This window comes from Catenuloplanes niger, assembly GCF_031458255.1.
GTDB lineage: Bacteria > Actinomycetota > Actinomycetes > Mycobacteriales > Micromonosporaceae > Catenuloplanes > Catenuloplanes niger.
Map to the genome: position 1 here is coordinate 1,524,772 of NZ_JAVDYC010000001.1, position 16,613 is coordinate 1,541,384.

At 73.7% G+C, this 16,613-nt stretch carries 12 protein-coding genes; 6 read left to right on the forward strand and 6 right to left on the reverse strand.

The features are described 5' to 3' along the window. Nucleotides 1-50: 50 nt before the first annotated feature. The 3 genes from J2S44_RS06680 to J2S44_RS06690 all read left to right on the forward strand — a co-directional run bounded on the left by J2S44_RS06680 (nucleotide 51) and on the right by J2S44_RS06690 (nucleotide 4,242). Nucleotides 51-3,062, forward strand: a complete 3,012-nt coding sequence (locus J2S44_RS06680) for an SUMF1/EgtB/PvdO family nonheme iron enzyme (RefSeq protein WP_310409873.1) — start codon at nucleotides 51-53, stop codon at nucleotides 3,060-3,062. Further along, nucleotides 3,049-3,267 carry a hypothetical protein gene (locus tag J2S44_RS06685; protein ID WP_310409874.1) on the forward strand — a complete coding sequence of 73 codons (219 nt, stop codon included), beginning with the start codon at nucleotides 3,049-3,051 and terminating at the stop codon, nucleotides 3,265-3,267. The genes J2S44_RS06680 and J2S44_RS06685 overlap by 14 nt, the downstream gene beginning before the upstream one ends. Before the next feature lie 138 nt (nucleotides 3,268-3,405). Further along, complete coding sequence (locus J2S44_RS06690) at nucleotides 3,406-4,242, forward strand: beta/alpha barrel domain-containing protein (RefSeq protein ID WP_310409875.1); 837 nt, start codon at nucleotides 3,406-3,408, stop codon at nucleotides 4,240-4,242. A gap of 4 nt (nucleotides 4,243-4,246) precedes the next feature. Here J2S44_RS06690 and J2S44_RS06695 read toward each other — a convergent pair whose 3' ends face one another. Together J2S44_RS06695 and J2S44_RS06700 are read right to left on the reverse strand one after the other, a co-directional pair. Continuing rightward, nucleotides 4,247-5,905, reverse strand: coding sequence for an acyltransferase (locus J2S44_RS06695; RefSeq protein ID WP_310409876.1), 1,659 nt, complete (start codon nucleotides 5,903-5,905; stop codon nucleotides 4,247-4,249). Nucleotides 5,906-6,096: 191 nt separating this feature from the next. Beyond that, nucleotides 6,097-6,915 carry a hypothetical protein gene (locus J2S44_RS06700; RefSeq protein ID WP_310409877.1) on the reverse strand — a complete coding sequence of 273 codons (819 nt, stop codon included), beginning with the start codon at nucleotides 6,913-6,915 and terminating at the stop codon, nucleotides 6,097-6,099. A gap of 115 nt (nucleotides 6,916-7,030) precedes the next feature. On the opposite strand from J2S44_RS06700, the gene J2S44_RS06705 reads away from it, so the two are divergent. The 3 genes from J2S44_RS06705 (at nucleotide 7,031) to J2S44_RS06715 (ending at nucleotide 10,167) form a co-directional block, all read left to right on the forward strand. Then, nucleotides 7,031-8,656, forward strand: coding sequence for a hypothetical protein (locus tag J2S44_RS06705; RefSeq protein WP_310409878.1), 1,626 nt, complete (start codon nucleotides 7,031-7,033; stop codon nucleotides 8,654-8,656). Continuing rightward, nucleotides 8,653-9,363 carry a LuxR C-terminal-related transcriptional regulator gene (locus tag J2S44_RS06710; RefSeq protein ID WP_310409879.1) on the forward strand — a complete coding sequence of 237 codons (711 nt, stop codon included), beginning with the start codon at nucleotides 8,653-8,655 and terminating at the stop codon, nucleotides 9,361-9,363. Before J2S44_RS06705 ends, J2S44_RS06710 begins: the two co-directional genes overlap by 4 nt. 189 nt (nucleotides 9,364-9,552) lie before the next feature. After that, nucleotides 9,553-10,167 carry a response regulator transcription factor gene (locus tag J2S44_RS06715; RefSeq protein WP_310409880.1) on the forward strand — a complete coding sequence of 205 codons (615 nt, stop codon included), beginning with the start codon at nucleotides 9,553-9,555 and terminating at the stop codon, nucleotides 10,165-10,167. On the opposite strand, the gene J2S44_RS06720 is transcribed toward J2S44_RS06715, so the two are convergent. From J2S44_RS06720 to lanKC, 4 genes are all read right to left on the reverse strand, one after another. Further along, complete coding sequence (locus tag J2S44_RS06720) at nucleotides 10,063-11,769, reverse strand: ATP-binding cassette domain-containing protein (protein WP_310409881.1); 1,707 nt, start codon at nucleotides 11,767-11,769, stop codon at nucleotides 10,063-10,065. The two genes, J2S44_RS06715 and J2S44_RS06720, sit on opposite strands and share 105 nt — an antisense overlap. Continuing rightward, the gene (locus J2S44_RS06725; RefSeq protein WP_310409882.1) at nucleotides 11,769-13,586 is read right to left on the reverse strand and encodes an ABC transporter transmembrane domain-containing protein; all 1,818 of its coding nucleotides are present in this window, start codon (nucleotides 13,584-13,586) and stop codon (nucleotides 11,769-11,771) included. The genes J2S44_RS06720 and J2S44_RS06725 overlap by 1 nt, the downstream gene beginning before the upstream one ends. Nucleotides 13,587-13,667: 81 nt before the next feature. After that, nucleotides 13,668-13,793, reverse strand: a complete 126-nt coding sequence (locus J2S44_RS06730; RefSeq protein WP_310409883.1) for a SapB/AmfS family lanthipeptide — start codon at nucleotides 13,791-13,793, stop codon at nucleotides 13,668-13,670. Nucleotides 13,794-13,863: 70 nt separating this feature from the next. After that, nucleotides 13,864-16,419, reverse strand: coding sequence for a class III lanthionine synthetase LanKC (gene lanKC / locus J2S44_RS06735; protein ID WP_310409884.1), 2,556 nt, complete (start codon nucleotides 16,417-16,419; stop codon nucleotides 13,864-13,866). Nucleotides 16,420-16,613: the final 194 nt, after the last annotated feature.

Here is a 16,613-nt window from a genome sequence, read left to right on the forward strand (position 1 = left end):
CGGGTAGGCTACGAACGAATGAGACCGCGGTCGATGCTGGAGGTCAGCCAGTGACGGGTAGCGCGCGGGTCTCGTTCGGCATCTGGAGCGACCGCGTGGTGGCCGCCGAACGGTTGCAGTCCGACCTGGGCGAGTCCGGCGTGCACGCGATCACCGTCGGCGGTGACACCGGCACACCGATCGAGTGCCTGGTCGTGCTGACCCAGAAACCGCAGCTGGCACCGGGTGAGCTGGCCACGCTGACCCGGCTGGCGAATCGCGCGAAGATCACCATCGCGATCGACGGACACCGGCCCGGCGTGGACGACACGCCGCCGTGGCCGCGGGATGCCACGCTGCACTGGGGTGGCCACTACCCGGATCTGTCGCGGGTGGCGGAGGCGCTGGTCGACCTGGTCCGTCCGCCGGGCCTGCTCTCCACCGCGTTGCCGGCCTTTCTGCCCACGTCCACGCCGCTGCCCGGCATTCCGCTGGCCGCCGGCATGCACGACCTGATCGAGCAGTTGCGGCGCCCGGAGGCACCTCGCCTGGTCTCGCTCACCCGCAGCCTGTACGACGAGTTGCTGCACGCGCCCCGAGCGCGGAGCCGCAACGAGTACGACCTGTTCCGGCTGGTGCGCTGGGCGGCGCAGGAGAAGCACCGGCCGTTCATCAACACCCGCCTGACCCGTTCGGAGAAGCCGTCGATCCGCCCGGAACGGCCGCGCTCGCTGGACGAGGTGCTGGACGATCTCCGCACCCGCCGGCTGGTCATGTTGCTGGGCGAGCCCAGCACCGGGAAGAGCCAGCAGCTGCGGTACTTCGACGCACGTTCGGCGCTCCGCTCGATCCAGCAGCAGGACGGCGGCCCGCGGGCGCCCGGTTCGTTCTACGTCGCGCTCTCGGCCCAGCCGTCGCAGCCGGACATCTCGATGGAGTGGCTGGCCCGGCAGTGGTCGATGATCGCCGACACCACGCGCTGGCACGATCTGCCCACGTTCCTGGCGGACGGCGGCACGGTGCTGCTGGACGGACTCAACGAGGGCGGCATCCGCTCACTGCCGCTGCGCGAGTGGATGTACCGGTGGCGGGACGTCATCACGCAGCTCTTCGAGACCGGCGCGCTCAAGGTGGTGGTCAGCTGCCGGACGCGTGACCAGCTCATCCAGATGAGGGAGCCCGCGACCGAGGTCAGCCTGCGGCCGCTGTCGACCGACGACATCGTGGCGATCGCCACCCAGGCCGACCCGCGGATCGCGCGACGCCTGAAGAACGCGCTGGCCGAGGACGCCCGGATCGCCGACCTGTACGCGAGCCCGTTCCGGCTGCGAAAGTTCCTCGAGTCGGGCGCGGACGACATCGTCGGCACCGAGGCTCGCCTGTTCGGGCTGGTCATCGTGGCCGCGATCCTGCGTGATCTCGATCAGGACAACCCGCACGGTGATCTCATCTCGGACTCGGCCGCGGCCCGGTTGCGCGCCGGCTCCGTCACGGACGACGGCAACCCGTGGCTGGAGCTGGAGACCATCCCGATGATCAAGGCGTTCGCGGCGCTGGCCAAGCGGCTGACGTTCCCCACCACGCCGGGCGGGACCGCACGACTGACGATGGCGCCGTCCAGGGCCATCGAGGTGCTCGCGGACGCGCTCGCCGAGGCGCGGTACGACCCGGCGAAGGCACCGCTGGCGCTGGACGCGGCGAAGGACTTCGACATCCTCCAGGAGCAGCGCGGCGAGGTCCGGTTCATCCACCCGTCCCTGCAGCACCTGTTCGCCGCGTCCGGCTGCACGGACGAGGAGATCGTCGCGCTGGCCGAACAGGAGCGGCAGTCGTCCGCGCACCGGCCGGCCGCACCGCACCGCTGGTCCCCCGGGCGTCTGCCACCGTACGCCGACCACCGGTACGGAGAGCTCTTCAAGTTCGCGGCGCAGCTCCGGCCGGACGTGCCGCGGCTGCTGCTGCGGGTGGACCCGGTGCTCGCCGCCCGGACGTACCTCGCGGCGGGGCTCGACGCGGAGAACGGCATCGACGAGATCCGCGCGACGCTGGCGAACAGCCTGGTCGACGAGGTGCAACGACCGCGGCGAGCCGCGATCACGGCCGCGCTGGGCGAACTGGGGTGGCGCCTGCCGACGCCCGGCTTCCGCGGGTCGGAGGCGCTGGCCGTGGTGCCGGCCGGTGAGTGGCACCTCGGCCACCGGGACCGGCAGGGCACGCCCGAGGTGGACACCGACAGCGAGACGCGCACGGTCCGCCTCGGCAGTTTCCGGATCTCCCGGTTCCCGGTCTCGAACCTCGAGTACCGGACGTTCGTGGAGGCCGGTGGATACGACGACAAGGCCTGGTGGACGCCCGAGGGCTGGCAGTGGGTGACGAACTCCCGCGCCGTCGAGCAGTCCGTGGTCGAGTGGCTGCGCCGGCAGAACATCCTGAACCGCGATCTCAGCCAGATCGTCCGGCTGTTGCGCGAGCGGCGGGCCACGCCGGCCTCCGCGGCCGCGTTGCTGCGGTTCGCGCGGCTGTCCGAATCGGAGATCGTCGACTACGTCCGCTCGCAACAGGACCGGCCGATCCGCAGCCCCGGGGCCTGGGACACCCCCGCGCTGAGCAACCCGTTGCAGCCGGTCGTGGGCGTGTCGTGGTTCGAGGCGAACGCGTTCTGCGCCTGGCTCACCGACCAGTACGGCAAGACCGTCCGGCTGCCCTCGGAGAACGAGTGGGAGGCCGCCTGCCTGCACTCCCTCGGCCTGACCGACTGTGCCGCGGTGGCCGGGACGATCGGCACCGACTTCGGCAACACCATGGAGTCCGGTTTCCAGGCCACCACGCCGATCAGGACGTACGCGACCACCACGCAGGAGGTCCGGCGGCTGCCGGTGGAGATGCTGGGCAACGTGTTCGAGTGGAACTTCGACTACTACGCACCCGGTCATCACAATCGGCGCATCCTGAAAGGCGGCTCATGGCGGCACGAGGCGTGGCGGGCCCACCCCGCCTATCGTGGGCGGGGAGTGGTGGACGCCCAGAACAACGACGTCGGTTTCCGCTACGTGATGGAGGGAGCCGATCATGAGCGTCGCTGAGCACGCGGGCGGCAAACCGGGCGACGACCAGATGCACGGCGGCGCGCACGACGTGGTCGGCGAGATCGCCACGCTGACCGACAGCGTTCCGCCCGCGGCCGACGACGAGATCCTGGCGAAACTGGAGATCCTGGCACGGACGTTCTCACCCGCGGAGGTCTTCGCGGTGCTGGTCCGCTTCGACACACCTGACCTGCTCGGATAGAGATCCGAACGTCTTTTTGCCGCCGTCGGCACGTATCCCCGGGTCCGATTTACCCGTTTGCCCGATAGCAGAGAGTGCGACGTGCCTCCATTGTGCACGGTGTCATCGCGCCGCTCGGTGTCGCCAACGGAGGTTTACGTGCTCCATCCGCCCGGTCTGCACCGACGCATGCACCGGCTGCTCCCGCCCGGTCGCGCCGCGCTCTGGCTGCCGCTGGACGACGGTCTCATCTCCGGGCCCGAGCATCACCTGCGCGACGTACGCACGCTGCTCACGCCGGACGTCGTCGGGCACCTGACCGCGGTGCTCGGCTTCCGGGGCGCGCTCGCGGCCGCGGCCGACCGGCTGATCGACACGCCCGTGGTGATGAACCTCAGCGCCAGCACCACGCGGCACGAGCACACCCGGAAGATGCCGGTCGGCACCGTGGCCGACGCGGTCCGCGCCGGCGCGGACGCGATCGCCTGCCACGTCAACGTCACCTCGCCGTTCGAGGACGAAGGACTGGACCAGCTGTCCCGCCGGATCACCGAGGCGGACCTGCTCGGCGTGCCGGTCGTCGCGATGATCTACCCGCGGGCCCGCCACCCGGACGGCACCGACGACAACCACCTGCGGCTGCGCCAGGAGGACCCGGAGCGGTTCGCGGCACTGGTCCGGCACTGCGCGCGGATCGCGATGGAGCTCGGCGCGAACGCCATCAAGACCATCTACACGGGTACGCCGGAGACGTTCCGGACCGTGGTCGAGTCGGCCATGGGGGTGCCGGTGCTGATCGCGGGTGAGGCGCTGGTGGACCCGAACGAGGCACTGGAGCGCGCGCGTGGCGCGGTGAAGGCGGGCGCGTCCGGCGTCGCGTTCGGGCGGCAGATCTTCGAGCGCGACGACGCCGGGCCGTTCGTGACCCGGCTGCGGGCCGCGCTCGACGACGTCGCGCCCCTGTCGATCGGCGTGCCCGCGCCGGCCCCGATGTAACCGGCTACGTGGCGGGCTCCGGGCGGTGGACGCCGCGGGGGCGGTAGCCGAGGCCGGGTGCGACGCCGGCCAGGTCGGCGAGGAACCAGATGACCGCGAGCCACATCTCGGTGCCCTGAAGGCCGGGGACGGTGGCGCGGTCGCCGCGGGTGGACGGGTGCGGGGCCCGGAAGCCGAAGCCGGCGCCGTCGGTCCAGTGGCCGAGCGCGTCCCGGAGCAGCCGGGTGGCCAGCGCGGTGACCTCGCCGGCCCGGTAGCCGGCGGCGCGGGTCAGCCACAGCGGGTGGGCGACGTCGAGCACGTTGCAGGCGTTCTGGTGCTCGGGGCGGAAGAAGCGCGCGTCGCGGGCGTGCCGCAGGACCGTGTCCACCACCCGTTCCGGGTACGGGACGGGCAGGCCCCACTGCGCGAACGTGCCCCGGGACGCGCGGTAGAAGCCGTTGACGATCTGGAGCAGGCCGTCGGCGGGGGCGGGCGTGCCCCACATCCCGGTGTGCGGGTCCGCGTGCATCAGCAGCCAGCCGGTGACCGTCTCCCGTGGACCGCGGATTCCCCGGCGCGCGTTCCGGTGCAGCGCGGTGCCGAGGATGTCCACCCAGTGGCCGGCGCCCCACGCGTTCGTGTGCCACGGTTGGCGCTCCAGGCCCTCGACGATCGTGGCCGCGGTCGCGTCGGCGACCACCACGATCGGCTCGGGGAACTCGCTGCCGAGCAGATCCAGCGCGTAACCGGCGGACAGCACGTGATAGCCGGCCGGTTCGTCGAAAAGACCGGCTCCGGGGGTACGGGGTGAGCCGCGCTCGTCCAGCTCGCCGACCAGCCCGGTCCGCGGGTCCTGCCAGCGGCGCAGCCGGTCGGCCTGCTCGGCGGCGGGGAGCTGGCCGGGGGCGCGGGACAGCAGCAGGTCGGCGATCTCGATCGCGTCGCACTGTGCCCGTACCGTCGGCGGGGTGCCGGGGGTGTCCGTGAAGAGACCGCGGCCGGCGTCCCAGCAGCGGGCCAGCACGTCGTCGGCCTGGGCGCGGGCGCGCTCGGCGAACCCGGCGACGGCCGACGCGAGGTCCGTGCCGGCCGACGCGAGGTCCGTGCCGGCCGGCCGCGAGGCGGGGACCCGCCAACGGATCACCCGGGCCGGATTACCGCCGACGACCGCGCCCGCGGGTACGTCCCGGGTGACGATCGCACCGGCCGCGAGCACGCTGCGATCACCGACGGTCACCCCGTCCAGCACGACGACGTGCGAACCGATCCAGACGTCGTCGCCGATCGTGATGCCCTTGCTGGTGAGCGGCTGCCGGAAGACCTCGACGTCCGGGTCGTCCATCGTGTGGTTGAACGCCAGGATCGAGGTGTGCGCACCGATCCGCACCGCGTTGCCGAGCGTGACGTCGCCGCGTACCACGGCATAGGGGTTGATCGAGCAGTCGCGCCCGGTGCGCAGCGTGCCGGTCAGGTAGGCGCCGGCCGCCACGTAGCTGCGGTCGCCGAGCCGCAGCTCGTCCGGGTGCACCGACGCGTGCTCGGAGACGAAGCAGCCCGCGCCGATCGTGCCGCCGAGACTCCGCTGGTACGTGTGCTGCCGCGCCCTCGCCGCGTCGTCCGCACGGTCCGTGAACAGCCACGGTGAGTAGTCGTAGTCGCGCGGCTGCTGCCCCTCGGTCATGCCGTACCCGCCTCTCTCCCTCCACCGAGTCTCGTCGATCTTGCGTGGTGTGGCCAGGGGCGCGCGTCGATCATGCGTCCTGCCAGGGCCGTCGGCGGTCACGCTGCGATCATGCGAGGGCACTGCTAGGTTCGACCGAGCGACATCGATTTCTACGGGAGACGGATGATCGGCTCAAGCCGGCGCAGACCTCAGGCGACCGACCGCCTGCTGCTGAAACTCGCCCTTCTGACCCTCGGCCCGGCCGCCGTCTGGCTCTTCCTGCTGCTCTTCTCCGCCTCCCCCGCCCAGGCCGCACCGGGCTCCGGCACCGGACCGCCGATCACGGTGGGTGACGCGGCGGCGGAGGTAACGGACATCGTGACGACCCTGCCGCCCGTCACGCCCGCGACGGCACCGGCCGGCGAGACCACCCGGGAACAGCACCACGCCGGCGGCGAGACAACCGCGGCGGCGGTGCCGAACGGGAAGCGGGCAGCGTCCGAGCCGGCACCGGCCGCGAAGGTGACCGCGCCGGTCACAGAAGTGCCCATCCCCGCCACGAAAGAAGCTGCCCCGGTCACGGAAGAGGCCGCGCCGGACACGGAGCCGGCTCCGCCCGCCGCAGAACAGGACGCCCCAGCCACGGAAGAGGCTGCGCCCGCCGCGGAACAGGCTGTACCGGCCGCGGAACAGGCCGCCCCGGTCGTGGATGTGGTCGAGACGACCACGGAGGTGGCTGAAACGGCCACAGAGGTGGCCGCATCCGCCGGGAACGCGGCTGACATGGCCGGCGCGGCCACGGACGTGAGCGCACCGGTTACGAACGCAGCAAGCACAGCCACAACCAGCACCGCCTCGGACGTGACCGCACCCGTCACGAATGCAGGCAGCACAACCACGACCAGCGCGGCCATGGATGTGGGCGCACCCGTCACGAACGCGGCAAGCACAGCCACGAACAACGCCGCCACGGACGCGACCGCACCCGTCACGAAGACAGCCCGCGCGGCCACGACCAGCGCGGTCACGGCCGCGGATGCACCCGTACCTGTCACGAATGCAGCCGGCAGAGCCGCGGGCGCGACCACCGCGCGTCCTGACTCGGCCGGCGCCGCCTCGGGCGCGTCCGCACCGGCTCCGGACGTGGCCGGCGACGTGGTCGGCGACACGCTCACGTCCACGATCGAGGCCGTCGGCACGCCGCTGACCGGTACCGCGGGTGACGCGGTGGTCGGGTCCGCCGCCGAGCCGGTCGCATCGCTGATCGCCACGACGGACGACGTCGTGATCACGCCCGTCGCCGAACCACTCACACCGCCGATCACCACGACGGCTCGCAGCCTGGTCGCACCCGTCACCGAAGCCGTCCGGGCGCCGGTCGATCCGGTGGTGACGGTCGTGGCGGAGCCGCTCCTCGCGGCCACCGGACGTCACGTGACACCCGCGAGCGGCACGGCCACGGCACCGGCCGGTGCGGTACTCGAACAGCCGATGGCGACGCCCGCGGTCAACGCGATCACGGCAGGGACCGACGCGGCGCTCAGCCTGACCGAGGCGACACCCGCAACCACCGCGGCCACGGCAGCAGCCGACGCGGCACTCGGACAGCGAGTAACCACGCCCGCGACCACCGCGATCACGACAGCAGCCGACGCGGCACTCGGACAACCGGCGGCCACGCCCGCAACCATCACGACAGCGGCCGACGCGGCGCTCGGACGACGAGTAACCACGCCCGTGATCGGCGCGGTTGCGGCGGCGGTCGGGGTGGTGCCTGCGCATCCGGTGGCGCGGTCCGCGACCGGCGTGGTCACGGCCGTGGGCGGTGTGGCGTCGGTGCGGCCGGCGGTGGTGCCGGCCGGGGATGTGCTCGCGGCCGTTCTCCCGCCGGTTGCCGGGACTGTCGCCGTGCCGCCGGTGAGGTCCGTGATCGCGCCGGCGGCCGAGCCGGTGGTCATGGCCCTGCGGGGCACGACCCACCTGATCTCCGGCGTCGCCGCGCGCACGATCGTGTGGACCGGCGCCGTCGTGGCGGCGACGGTGACGCCGGTCGCCCAGGCGGTCGCAACACCGGTCGGGCTGGCCGCCGTCGCCACGGTCGCGACCGTGCGGGCGGCCACGCACGCGTCGGCCCACACCGTCGCCCGGGCCGTGACCACGGTCCGCGCCGCATACGCGGCCCAAGCCGCATACGCCGCCCAGGCAGCCCAAGCCGCATACGCCGCCCAGGCCGCATACGCCGCCCAGGCCGCATACCTGGCCGAGGCCGCGCACGCGGCCCGAGCCGGTTTGACAGCCCACGCCGCGACGCCGCCCGCGCCCGGAACCCCGGCCGGCACGGCACCGCACGACACCGCGTCGCGCCACGCGCCCGGCCCGGGCCGGGCCTGGTCGCCGGACCCGGGCCGCCGGTGGTGGCCGGCGATGGAGCCGCGTCGCCCGGCCCCGGTACGCGGTGCGCAGACCGCGGCCCGCCCGTCCTGCGCTCCCGCCGCGCCGATCGGGTCGGCGGGGGCGGTGGCGGTGGCGGGCCGCGCCGTACCGTCGCCGGATGGTTCCGGTGGGGGTGAAGGCCCGGTGGGGCCGCCGACCGGTGGTGCGGTGCCGGGATCGGCCCACGGTCTGCGCGGCGGGGATCAGCCGGGTTCGCCGCTGGCGGACGCGGCGGCCGGCCCGGCCGCGCTGGACACCCGCGCGGAGTTCGCGCCCCGCCCGGCCGACCAGCACCGTGACTCACGGGTGATCGAGGTTCCCGACTCACCTGGGTGATCGTTCCCAACCGGTTCCGGCCCTGGTCAAGGGCCGGTGATCGGTCTCGCCTGACGGACTTTCGACGCCGGCGCACGTCGCCGGTGAGGCGTGATGGGAGCGAACCGATGATTCGCACAATGATCTTCTCGAACCATGTGCTGCTGCGCGAGTCCCTGCACGCGGTGCTGTCCACGGAGCTGGAGGTGACGTCCGTGGGTGGTGACGACGGCGAGGTGCTGACGGCGGCACACAAGATCAGGCCGGAAGTGATCGTGGTGGATCTGGACGGGCCGGGGCGGCAGGGGCTGCGGACCGTGCGGCTGCTGGTGGCGGAGCTGCCGGAGTGTGCGGTGGTGGCGCTGACCGGGCGGCACACGCCGCATGCGCTGCGGGCCGCGCTGACCGCGGGCGCGCGCGGGTTCGCGTCGCGGGAGCAGCCGCCGGCCGAGCTGGTGGATCTGATCCGGCGGGTCGGGCGCGGCGAGCGGATGATTCATCCGGGTACCGCGCTGGCGACGCTCGCCGCGATGCACAATCCACTGTCCGCGCGGGAGCGGGACGTGCTGCGTCTCGCGGCGCGTGGGATGCCCGGTGCGGCGATTGCGTCCGAACTTTTTCTGTCCGAAGGAACAATTCGGAACTATCTATCTTCAGCGGTACGGAAACTGAACTGCAGAAATCGGTTGGAAGCGGCCCGTCTCGCCGAGGAGGCCGGTTGGATCTGACGCATCGGCACAGCTCAACGGCCGGGTCGCGACAAAAGCGACCCGGCCGGGCGACAACCTTCCGACAGTGACGCCAAAGGGTTACACCCGGGTTTGGACGCGCTCCCAACCGATCCTCTGTGCTTGAATGTGAACGGGTATTGCCATGTGGTTAACCCGTTGTGTCGATCTGTCGATAAGGGGCCCGGCGTGGTGCGCATTCTGCTGGCGATGCCGCAGGGGCTGCTGCGTGGCGCGCTGAGATACGTGCTGTCCACGCATCCGGACATGGACGTGGTCGCGGAGCGCGACGCGGTCGACGCCACGATCGAGGCGGTGCGGTCCGACCCGCCGGACGTGACGGTGCTCGACCTCGAGCTGCTCAACGGGCCGGGGCAGGACCCGGCCGGCGTGGCCCGCGCCGCGCACTCGGAGCTGCCGGACAGCAAGATCCTGGTGTTGGTCGACCCGCGCCGGCCCGGCGTCGCCTCGCAGATCGCCACGGTCTCGCCGACGATCGGGTTCCTGGCGCAGACCGCGTCGCCGGAGCGGATGGTGGACGCGGTGCGCCGGCTGGCCGCGGGTGAGCCGGTGGTGGACGCGGACCTGCTGGTCGCGGCGCTGACGCCGACGTCGCCGCTGACCGACCGGGAGCTGCGCGTGCTGGAGGTGGCCGCGCTCGGCACGCCGGTGAAGGACATCGCGCGCACGCTGTCGCTGTCACCGGGTACGGTGCGCAACCACCTGTCCCGGATCATCGCGAAGACCGGCGCCCGCAACCGGATCGAGGCCATCCACCTGGCCAAGGAGAAGGGCTGGATCTGACATCTCGCGGTACGCGGCGGACGTGCGCAGCAGTTCCGTGTGCGTGCTGAGCAGCGGTGCGGCGCCGTCGAAGAGCAGCACGTGCCGGCCGCGCGCGGCGGAGGCGAGCCGGTGTGCGATCACCACGAGCGCACCCGGCCGGGCCGCGAACGCGGCCTCCGCACGGGCCTCCGCGACCGGGTCGAGGTGGCAGGTCGCCTCGTCCAGGATGGCCAGCGGCGCGGGTGACAGCCACGCCCGGACGAGTGCGATCAGCTGCTTCTCGCCGGCCGAGAGGGTGGCCGGGTCGATCAGGCCGTCCAGTCCGCCGAGCCGGTCGATCAGCGGCCAGGCGCCGAGCGCGGCGATCCCGCGCAGCACCGGCGCGTCCGGGGCCAGGTAGCGCAGGTTCTCCAGCACGGTGCCGGTGAAGACGTACGCCTCCTGCGGCAGCAGCACGCGGTCGGCGCAGCGCACGTCACCCTGCTGCGGCGCGATCAGGCCGGCCATCAGCGCGGCCAGGGTGGACTTGCCGATGCCGCTCGCGCCCACGATGACGAGGTGCTCGCCCGGGTCGACGTCCAGGTCGAAGCGGTCGAGCACGGGCGCGGCGGCCGGGCCGTACCGGAACGTGACGCCACGCATGCGCAGCAGGCCGCGGTCCGGGGCCGGGGCCGGCTGCGACTGCGGCGCGGGCCGCTCCAGGATGCGGCGCAGCGTGACGCCGTAGCGCAGGCCGCCCTGGGCGAGGCCGTGCATCAGCAGGTGCAGCGCGGGCACCAGCGCCTGCCGCACGTAGACCATGGCGCCGAGCAGCACACCGGCGCCGATCCCGCGGCCGGTCAGCCAGGGCGCGGCGGTCAGCAGCACGATCAGCGGTCCCCAGCCGCCGACCGCGAGGCAGGCGCCGCGGAGTGCCCCGGCCGTGCCGAGCGCACGCTCCGCCCGGGACTGGGCGTCGACCGCGTCCGCGACCACCCCGGTCGCCCAGTCGCCGGCACCGGCCGCGGTCACGTCCCGGTGCGCGCGCAGCATCGGCTCCGCGGTCGCGGCCAGGTCCTCGTCCGCACGCACATAGGACAGTTGGCGCCGCGCCAGGCGCGGCAGGAGCAGCGCGAACAACCCCAGACCGAGCAGCAGCGGTACGGCGACCAGCCCGGCCAGCACCGGCGCCAGCGCGAGGAGACCGGCGATCGCGGCGGCCAGGCTGAACACGAAGCCGCGCACGGTGGTGAGCAGCCCGGCGAGCGTGTCCCGGACCACCTCCACCTGACGGGTCAGCTTGGCCACGGCCGCGCGGTCCGGCCGGGCCGCGCCGCGCAGCGCGTCGGTCACCACCCGGCGCACCAGCCGGTCCCGGAACGGTTCGACCACGTCCCCGAGCCGGCGGTACGCGACCCGTGCGCCGGCCGCGCCCACGCACGCGGCCAGCCCGTAGCCGCCGAGCCAGGCCAGCCCGGTGCCGACGTCACCGGCGAGGAAGCCGTCGTCGATCGCGCGCGCGGTGGCGTATCCGCTGATCAGCGCGGGCGCGGTCTCGGCCAGCGACGCGACGGCCAGGCCGGCGACGGCACGCCGGTCCCGCCAGAGCTCCTGCCGCGTGTAGCGGGTGGCCGCGCCCATCAGCCGGCACCGCGCCCACCGCCGGCGACGGGCCGCGACCCGGTCCGCACCCCGTGCCGGCCCGGCCGGGCGGCCGGCGGCGTCTCGCCGGACGTGCGCGGTGCCGCCACCGGGGACGCACCGGCGAAGACCGCGCGGTAGGCCGGGTCGGCCCAGAGCACCCGGTGCGGGGCGAACGCGCGCAGCCGGCCGCCGTCGAGCCAGGCGACCAGGTCGGCGCGGGCGGCGGTGGCCCGGCGGTGGGTGACCAGCAGCCGGGTGACGCCGTGCGCGTGCCGGGTCAGGGCCGCGCCGATCCGCGCCTCGGTCACGCTGTCCACACTGGACGACGCGTCGTCCAGCACCAGCAGCCGGGCGCCGTGCAGCGCGCGGGCCAGGCCGAGCCGCTGCGCCTCGCCGCCGGACATCGGCGCGTCCGCCAGCGGCGTGTCGTACCCGCGGGGAAGCCGCCGGACGTAGTCGTCGATGGCGGCGACGCGGGCGGCCTCGGCGACGAAGCCGGGGTCGCGGCCCATCGCGATCGCGTCGCCGATCGTGCGGCCGGCCAGCGCCGGCCGCTCGAAGCCGTAGCCGACCGCGACCGCGAGCGCGTCCCGGGACAGCGCGGGCAGCGGCACGCCGTCGAGCCGGACCGTGCCCTCGTCCGGGTCGCGCAGCCGCCCGGCGACCGCGGCGAACGTGGACTTGCCGGCCCCGGACCGGCCGACCACCGCGACCACGGCGCCGCCGGGCACGGCCAGCGTGAGCCGGTCCAGCAGCACCCGCCCGTCCTCGGCCCGGACCGTGACGCCCTCGAGACGCAGCTCCCCCACTCCATGATCAACGTGTCCGGCGGGCCGGATCGGGGACGTCCCGGTGCGGGCCGGGGGCAGGTGACGGGCGCCGTGCGGGCGGGGGCGCTCAGTGATGATCTCGGCGGCGCGGGTGGCGCCGCTGCGCGCGCGGACCAGGCGGTTGAGCGTGCCCAGGATCGCGCCGAGGCCGGCGCCGAGGGCCGCGTACTGCAGCGCCGCGATCAGCTCGCCGGGCGTGAGCCGGCCGGCGGTGAGCAGCACGCCGGCGACCGCGACCACGACGATCTGGGTGAGCGGCCCGAGCACCGCGGTCCGGCCGGCCGCGACCGCGAGCGCGGACCACGTACCCCGGCCGTGTTTCCCCAGCTCGGGCAGGGGCCGCAGGACGCGGCGGATCTCGGTCTCCGCGGTACCGGCCGCCGCGATCGTGCGTGCGCCGGTCATCGCCTCGGCGAGCAGCGCCGCGATGTCGCCCTGCACGCGCTGGTAGCCGCGGGCGAACGTGGACGCGCTGAGCACGAATCCGCGCAGCAGCGCGGTGAGCAGCAGCAACCCGGCGACGAGCGCGACCGCGAGCCACGGGTCGATCAGCGCGAGCGCGACCAGGCTGCCGATCGGTGGCAGCACGGAGACGAGACCGCCGATGGTGGCGCCGACCGCGGACCCGGCGTCCGCGGCCTGGGTGCCGAGCCGCGCGACCAGGTCACCGGCCGGGCGGCCGATCGGGTGCGGGAGCGTGAAGATCCGGCTGAGCAGCGCGCGGCGCAGGTGCGCGGTGGCGCGGGCGGTGCCGGTGGCGGCGGCGAGGTCGGTGAGCACGTCCGCGACCGCGGCGACGACGACCAGCGCGGCCGTGATGCCGATCCAGGCGTGCGCGGAGCCGGCGAACACCGCGTCGACCGTGCGGCCGATCGCGGCGGGGACGAGCAGCGCCGCGACCGCGCCGATGATCGACGCGACCGCCAGCAGGACCGCGTGACCGCCGGCCGCGCGCACGCAGCCGAGCAGGATGCGGTTCGTCATGACGCCCCCAGATATGGGCCCGCCCCGGCGCATGCGCGCCGGGGCAGGACCGTGCGGGTATGTGGTGCGTGAGCCGGAGGCTCAGTTGCAGGTGGTGACGCTCAGCGAGCTGTCGCCGCAGAGCAGCAGGCTGGCCTGGCTCCCGCCGCCCCCGCCGCCGCCGGTCGCGTCCTCGATGTCCATGCCCTGGAGGTCGAGCAGCGTCATGCTCAACACCTTCTCTCTCTGTCGTTCTGACGGGTGACTGTTCTTTTCTTTCTTCCGCGCGCCGGAAGTCTCATGCCGGTGCTCCGGCGGGTACGGCCGTGCGTGGCGCGGGCGCGACGGCGGTGGTCGGTGCGAGCAGCGGCAGCGCGGTGCGCTCCGGATCGCGGGCCATGGTCAGCGCGAGCAGCACGCCCGCGGACCCGGTGGCCAGGTCGGTGGAGAGCCGCAGCAGCTGCTCCCCGGGGAAGGCCAGATGCTCGCCGTACGGCAACGCGTGCCAGGCCAGCGCACCGGCCTGCCGGGCCAGCGCGGGTGCGTCCGCGACGATGCCGGCGGCGACCCGTGCGGCGAGGTAGGCGACGATCCCGGCGCGGCCGGCGAACAGGCCGGACTGCGCGTAGAACGGGGATCGGGCGGCCAGGCGGATCGCGGCGGACGCGTCCCGGAAGGCCTCGTCGTCCGGCCGGTACCGCAGGTAGCGGTCGAGCCCGATGCCGATGCCGACGCTGCCGTGCGCGAGGTACGGCATGGTCCGCCACCCCTCGTTCACGTGCATCGTGCCGTCGTCGGTGAGCACGCAGGTGTGCAGGTCACGGCGGAGCGCGCGGGCGGCCAGGTCGAGCAGGGCCGGGTCGCGTGTGGTCTCGTACCGGTGCAGGAAGAACAGGGCGGGGCCGGTCCAGCCGCGCGTCAGGCCCGCGTAGGGGTGCGCGCGCCCGCTGGTCTCCGCGGGTGGCGGCGCCGCGTCGAGCCGGTCCGCGAGCAGCTGCAACACCTCGTCCGCGCGGTCCCGCACGCCGAACCGGTCCAGGCTCAGACCCACCCCGGCGAGGCCGCTGACCAGGTCATGGTTGAGTTCGCGCCACGGCTCGGCCAGGCAGATGTCCAGCAGGGACCGTGCGTCGCCGGTACGGCCGAGCGCGTCCAGCGCGAACGCGACGCCGTGCAGCCCGTCCCACAGGCCGAGGCGGCTGCCGGACGGCGGCGGCGCGACCCGGTCGGCCAGCCACTGCTCGTGCTCGGGGAACCGGCCGGCGCCGCAGGTGTGCAGCGTCCACAGCACGCCGGCCGCGCCGTACCCGAGGCTCAGCCCGCCGCTGCGGAACTGCTCGATGTCGCCCGGGAACAGCCGGTCGTCGCGGGCCGGCGTGGCGGTGGCCAGGATGCCGGTGGCGATCCGGTCGCGGTCCAGCGTGACCGGCCGGGCCGGTGCCGCGTCCGCGCCACGGATGGTCCGCACCGCGTCGTCCAGATAGGAGTCCGGCACGTCCGGGAACCGGGACCTGATGATCGTGGCGAAGTGCGCGGCCTTCTCCGGCGCCAGCCGCAGCACCGCGGTGAGCGGCAGGAACAACGCGAGTCGCAGGCAGGCCAGCGCGTACTCGTCGACCGCGAACCCGGTCCGGTCACGCGGCGCCGCGAACGCCTGGTTGCGCAGCGCGGGCCGGGCGTCCTCGGTGCCGTCCCGGGCCGCCTCGAAGTCGAGCAGCGTGATCCGGTCGTCCGGGCACACCATCACGTTGAACAGGTGCAGGTCGCCGTAGACCACGCCGCGCCGGTGGATCTCGCGGAGCACGCGGTCCACCTGGGCGTGCACGTCCAGCGCCCAGCTGGTGAACGCGCGCAGGTCGTCGTCGGTCACGTCCGGCCGGGTGAGCGGGTAACGCCGGACCAGCGCCTTGTTGAGCGGCTCGCCCTCGATCAGGTCCAGGGCGAGGAAGTAGTGGTCGCCGAGGCGGAACTCGTCGTGCACCCGGGCGAGCTGCGGCACGTCCGCGAGCCGGCGGAGCATGTCGCGCTCCCGGCGCAGGCGGGTGACCGCGTCCGCGCCGGTGGCGTCCAGCCCGGCGTGCGGGCGCGCCTCCTTCAGCACGACGCTGTCGCCGGTGCGGGTGTCCCGGCCGGTGTAGAGCCCACCGCCGTTGGAGAAGTGCAACACCTTCTCGATCGCGTACGGTACGGCGGCGACCTTCGCGGCGCCGCGCGCTTCGAGGTGCGGGCGGAGGAACGCGGGCAGTTCGACCCAGGCCGGAACCTTGAAGACCGGTTCGCGGCGGTCCGGGACGAGCGTGCCGGTGGCGTCCTCGATCGCGGGGACGACCTTGCCGGACTCGTCGAGGCAGTAGCGGGCCGCGAATCCGCCGTAGCGGACGTAGACCGGGCCCTCGCCGTAGCGCAGGTCGGAGAGGATGTACGGCCCCTCCCGGCCGGCCAGCAGCGCGCTCAGGTCCGCGCAGACCGCCTCGAGCTCGGTCTCGTCGTGCGGGTAGACGGTGACGAACTTGCCGCTGCTGCCCCGGCCGGCGTACTTGCTGTTGCGCATGAGCAGCATCTGCGGGCCGCGCAGGAACTTGAACCCGATCCCCCGGGCGGTGCAGTAGTCCCAGACGAGTGCGAGCACCTCGGCCGCGTCCTCACGGCGTGCGGAGATGTGCACCTTCCAACCCTGTGCCGGCAGCCGGTCGCCATCCGGCCCGACCACGGTCCAGTCGTCCTGCGCGGCGCGCTTCCAGCCGGCCGGGAGAACCAGCTCCTCGCCGTACTCGACGGTCCGGGCCTTGGTGTTGGTGAGGGCGTCGTAGAAGAGCGGATCGACAGCGCAGTAGGAGTCGTATCGCTCGTCCATCTCTGCCCCCTCTCGGCCGTTCGGCTGTTGACATGGACCAGAGTGGCCTATCGACAGGGGTCTCCTGAAGTGCTGCGCGTCATGCGATGCACGCCTGATCTGCACCGGAAGTCATGACAAAACGCTGGTTTAAGCCGCCCCGTCCTGGCTATGGGCGCGCGAGCACCGGAGCGGCTTCTTGTCGTACCCGTTGG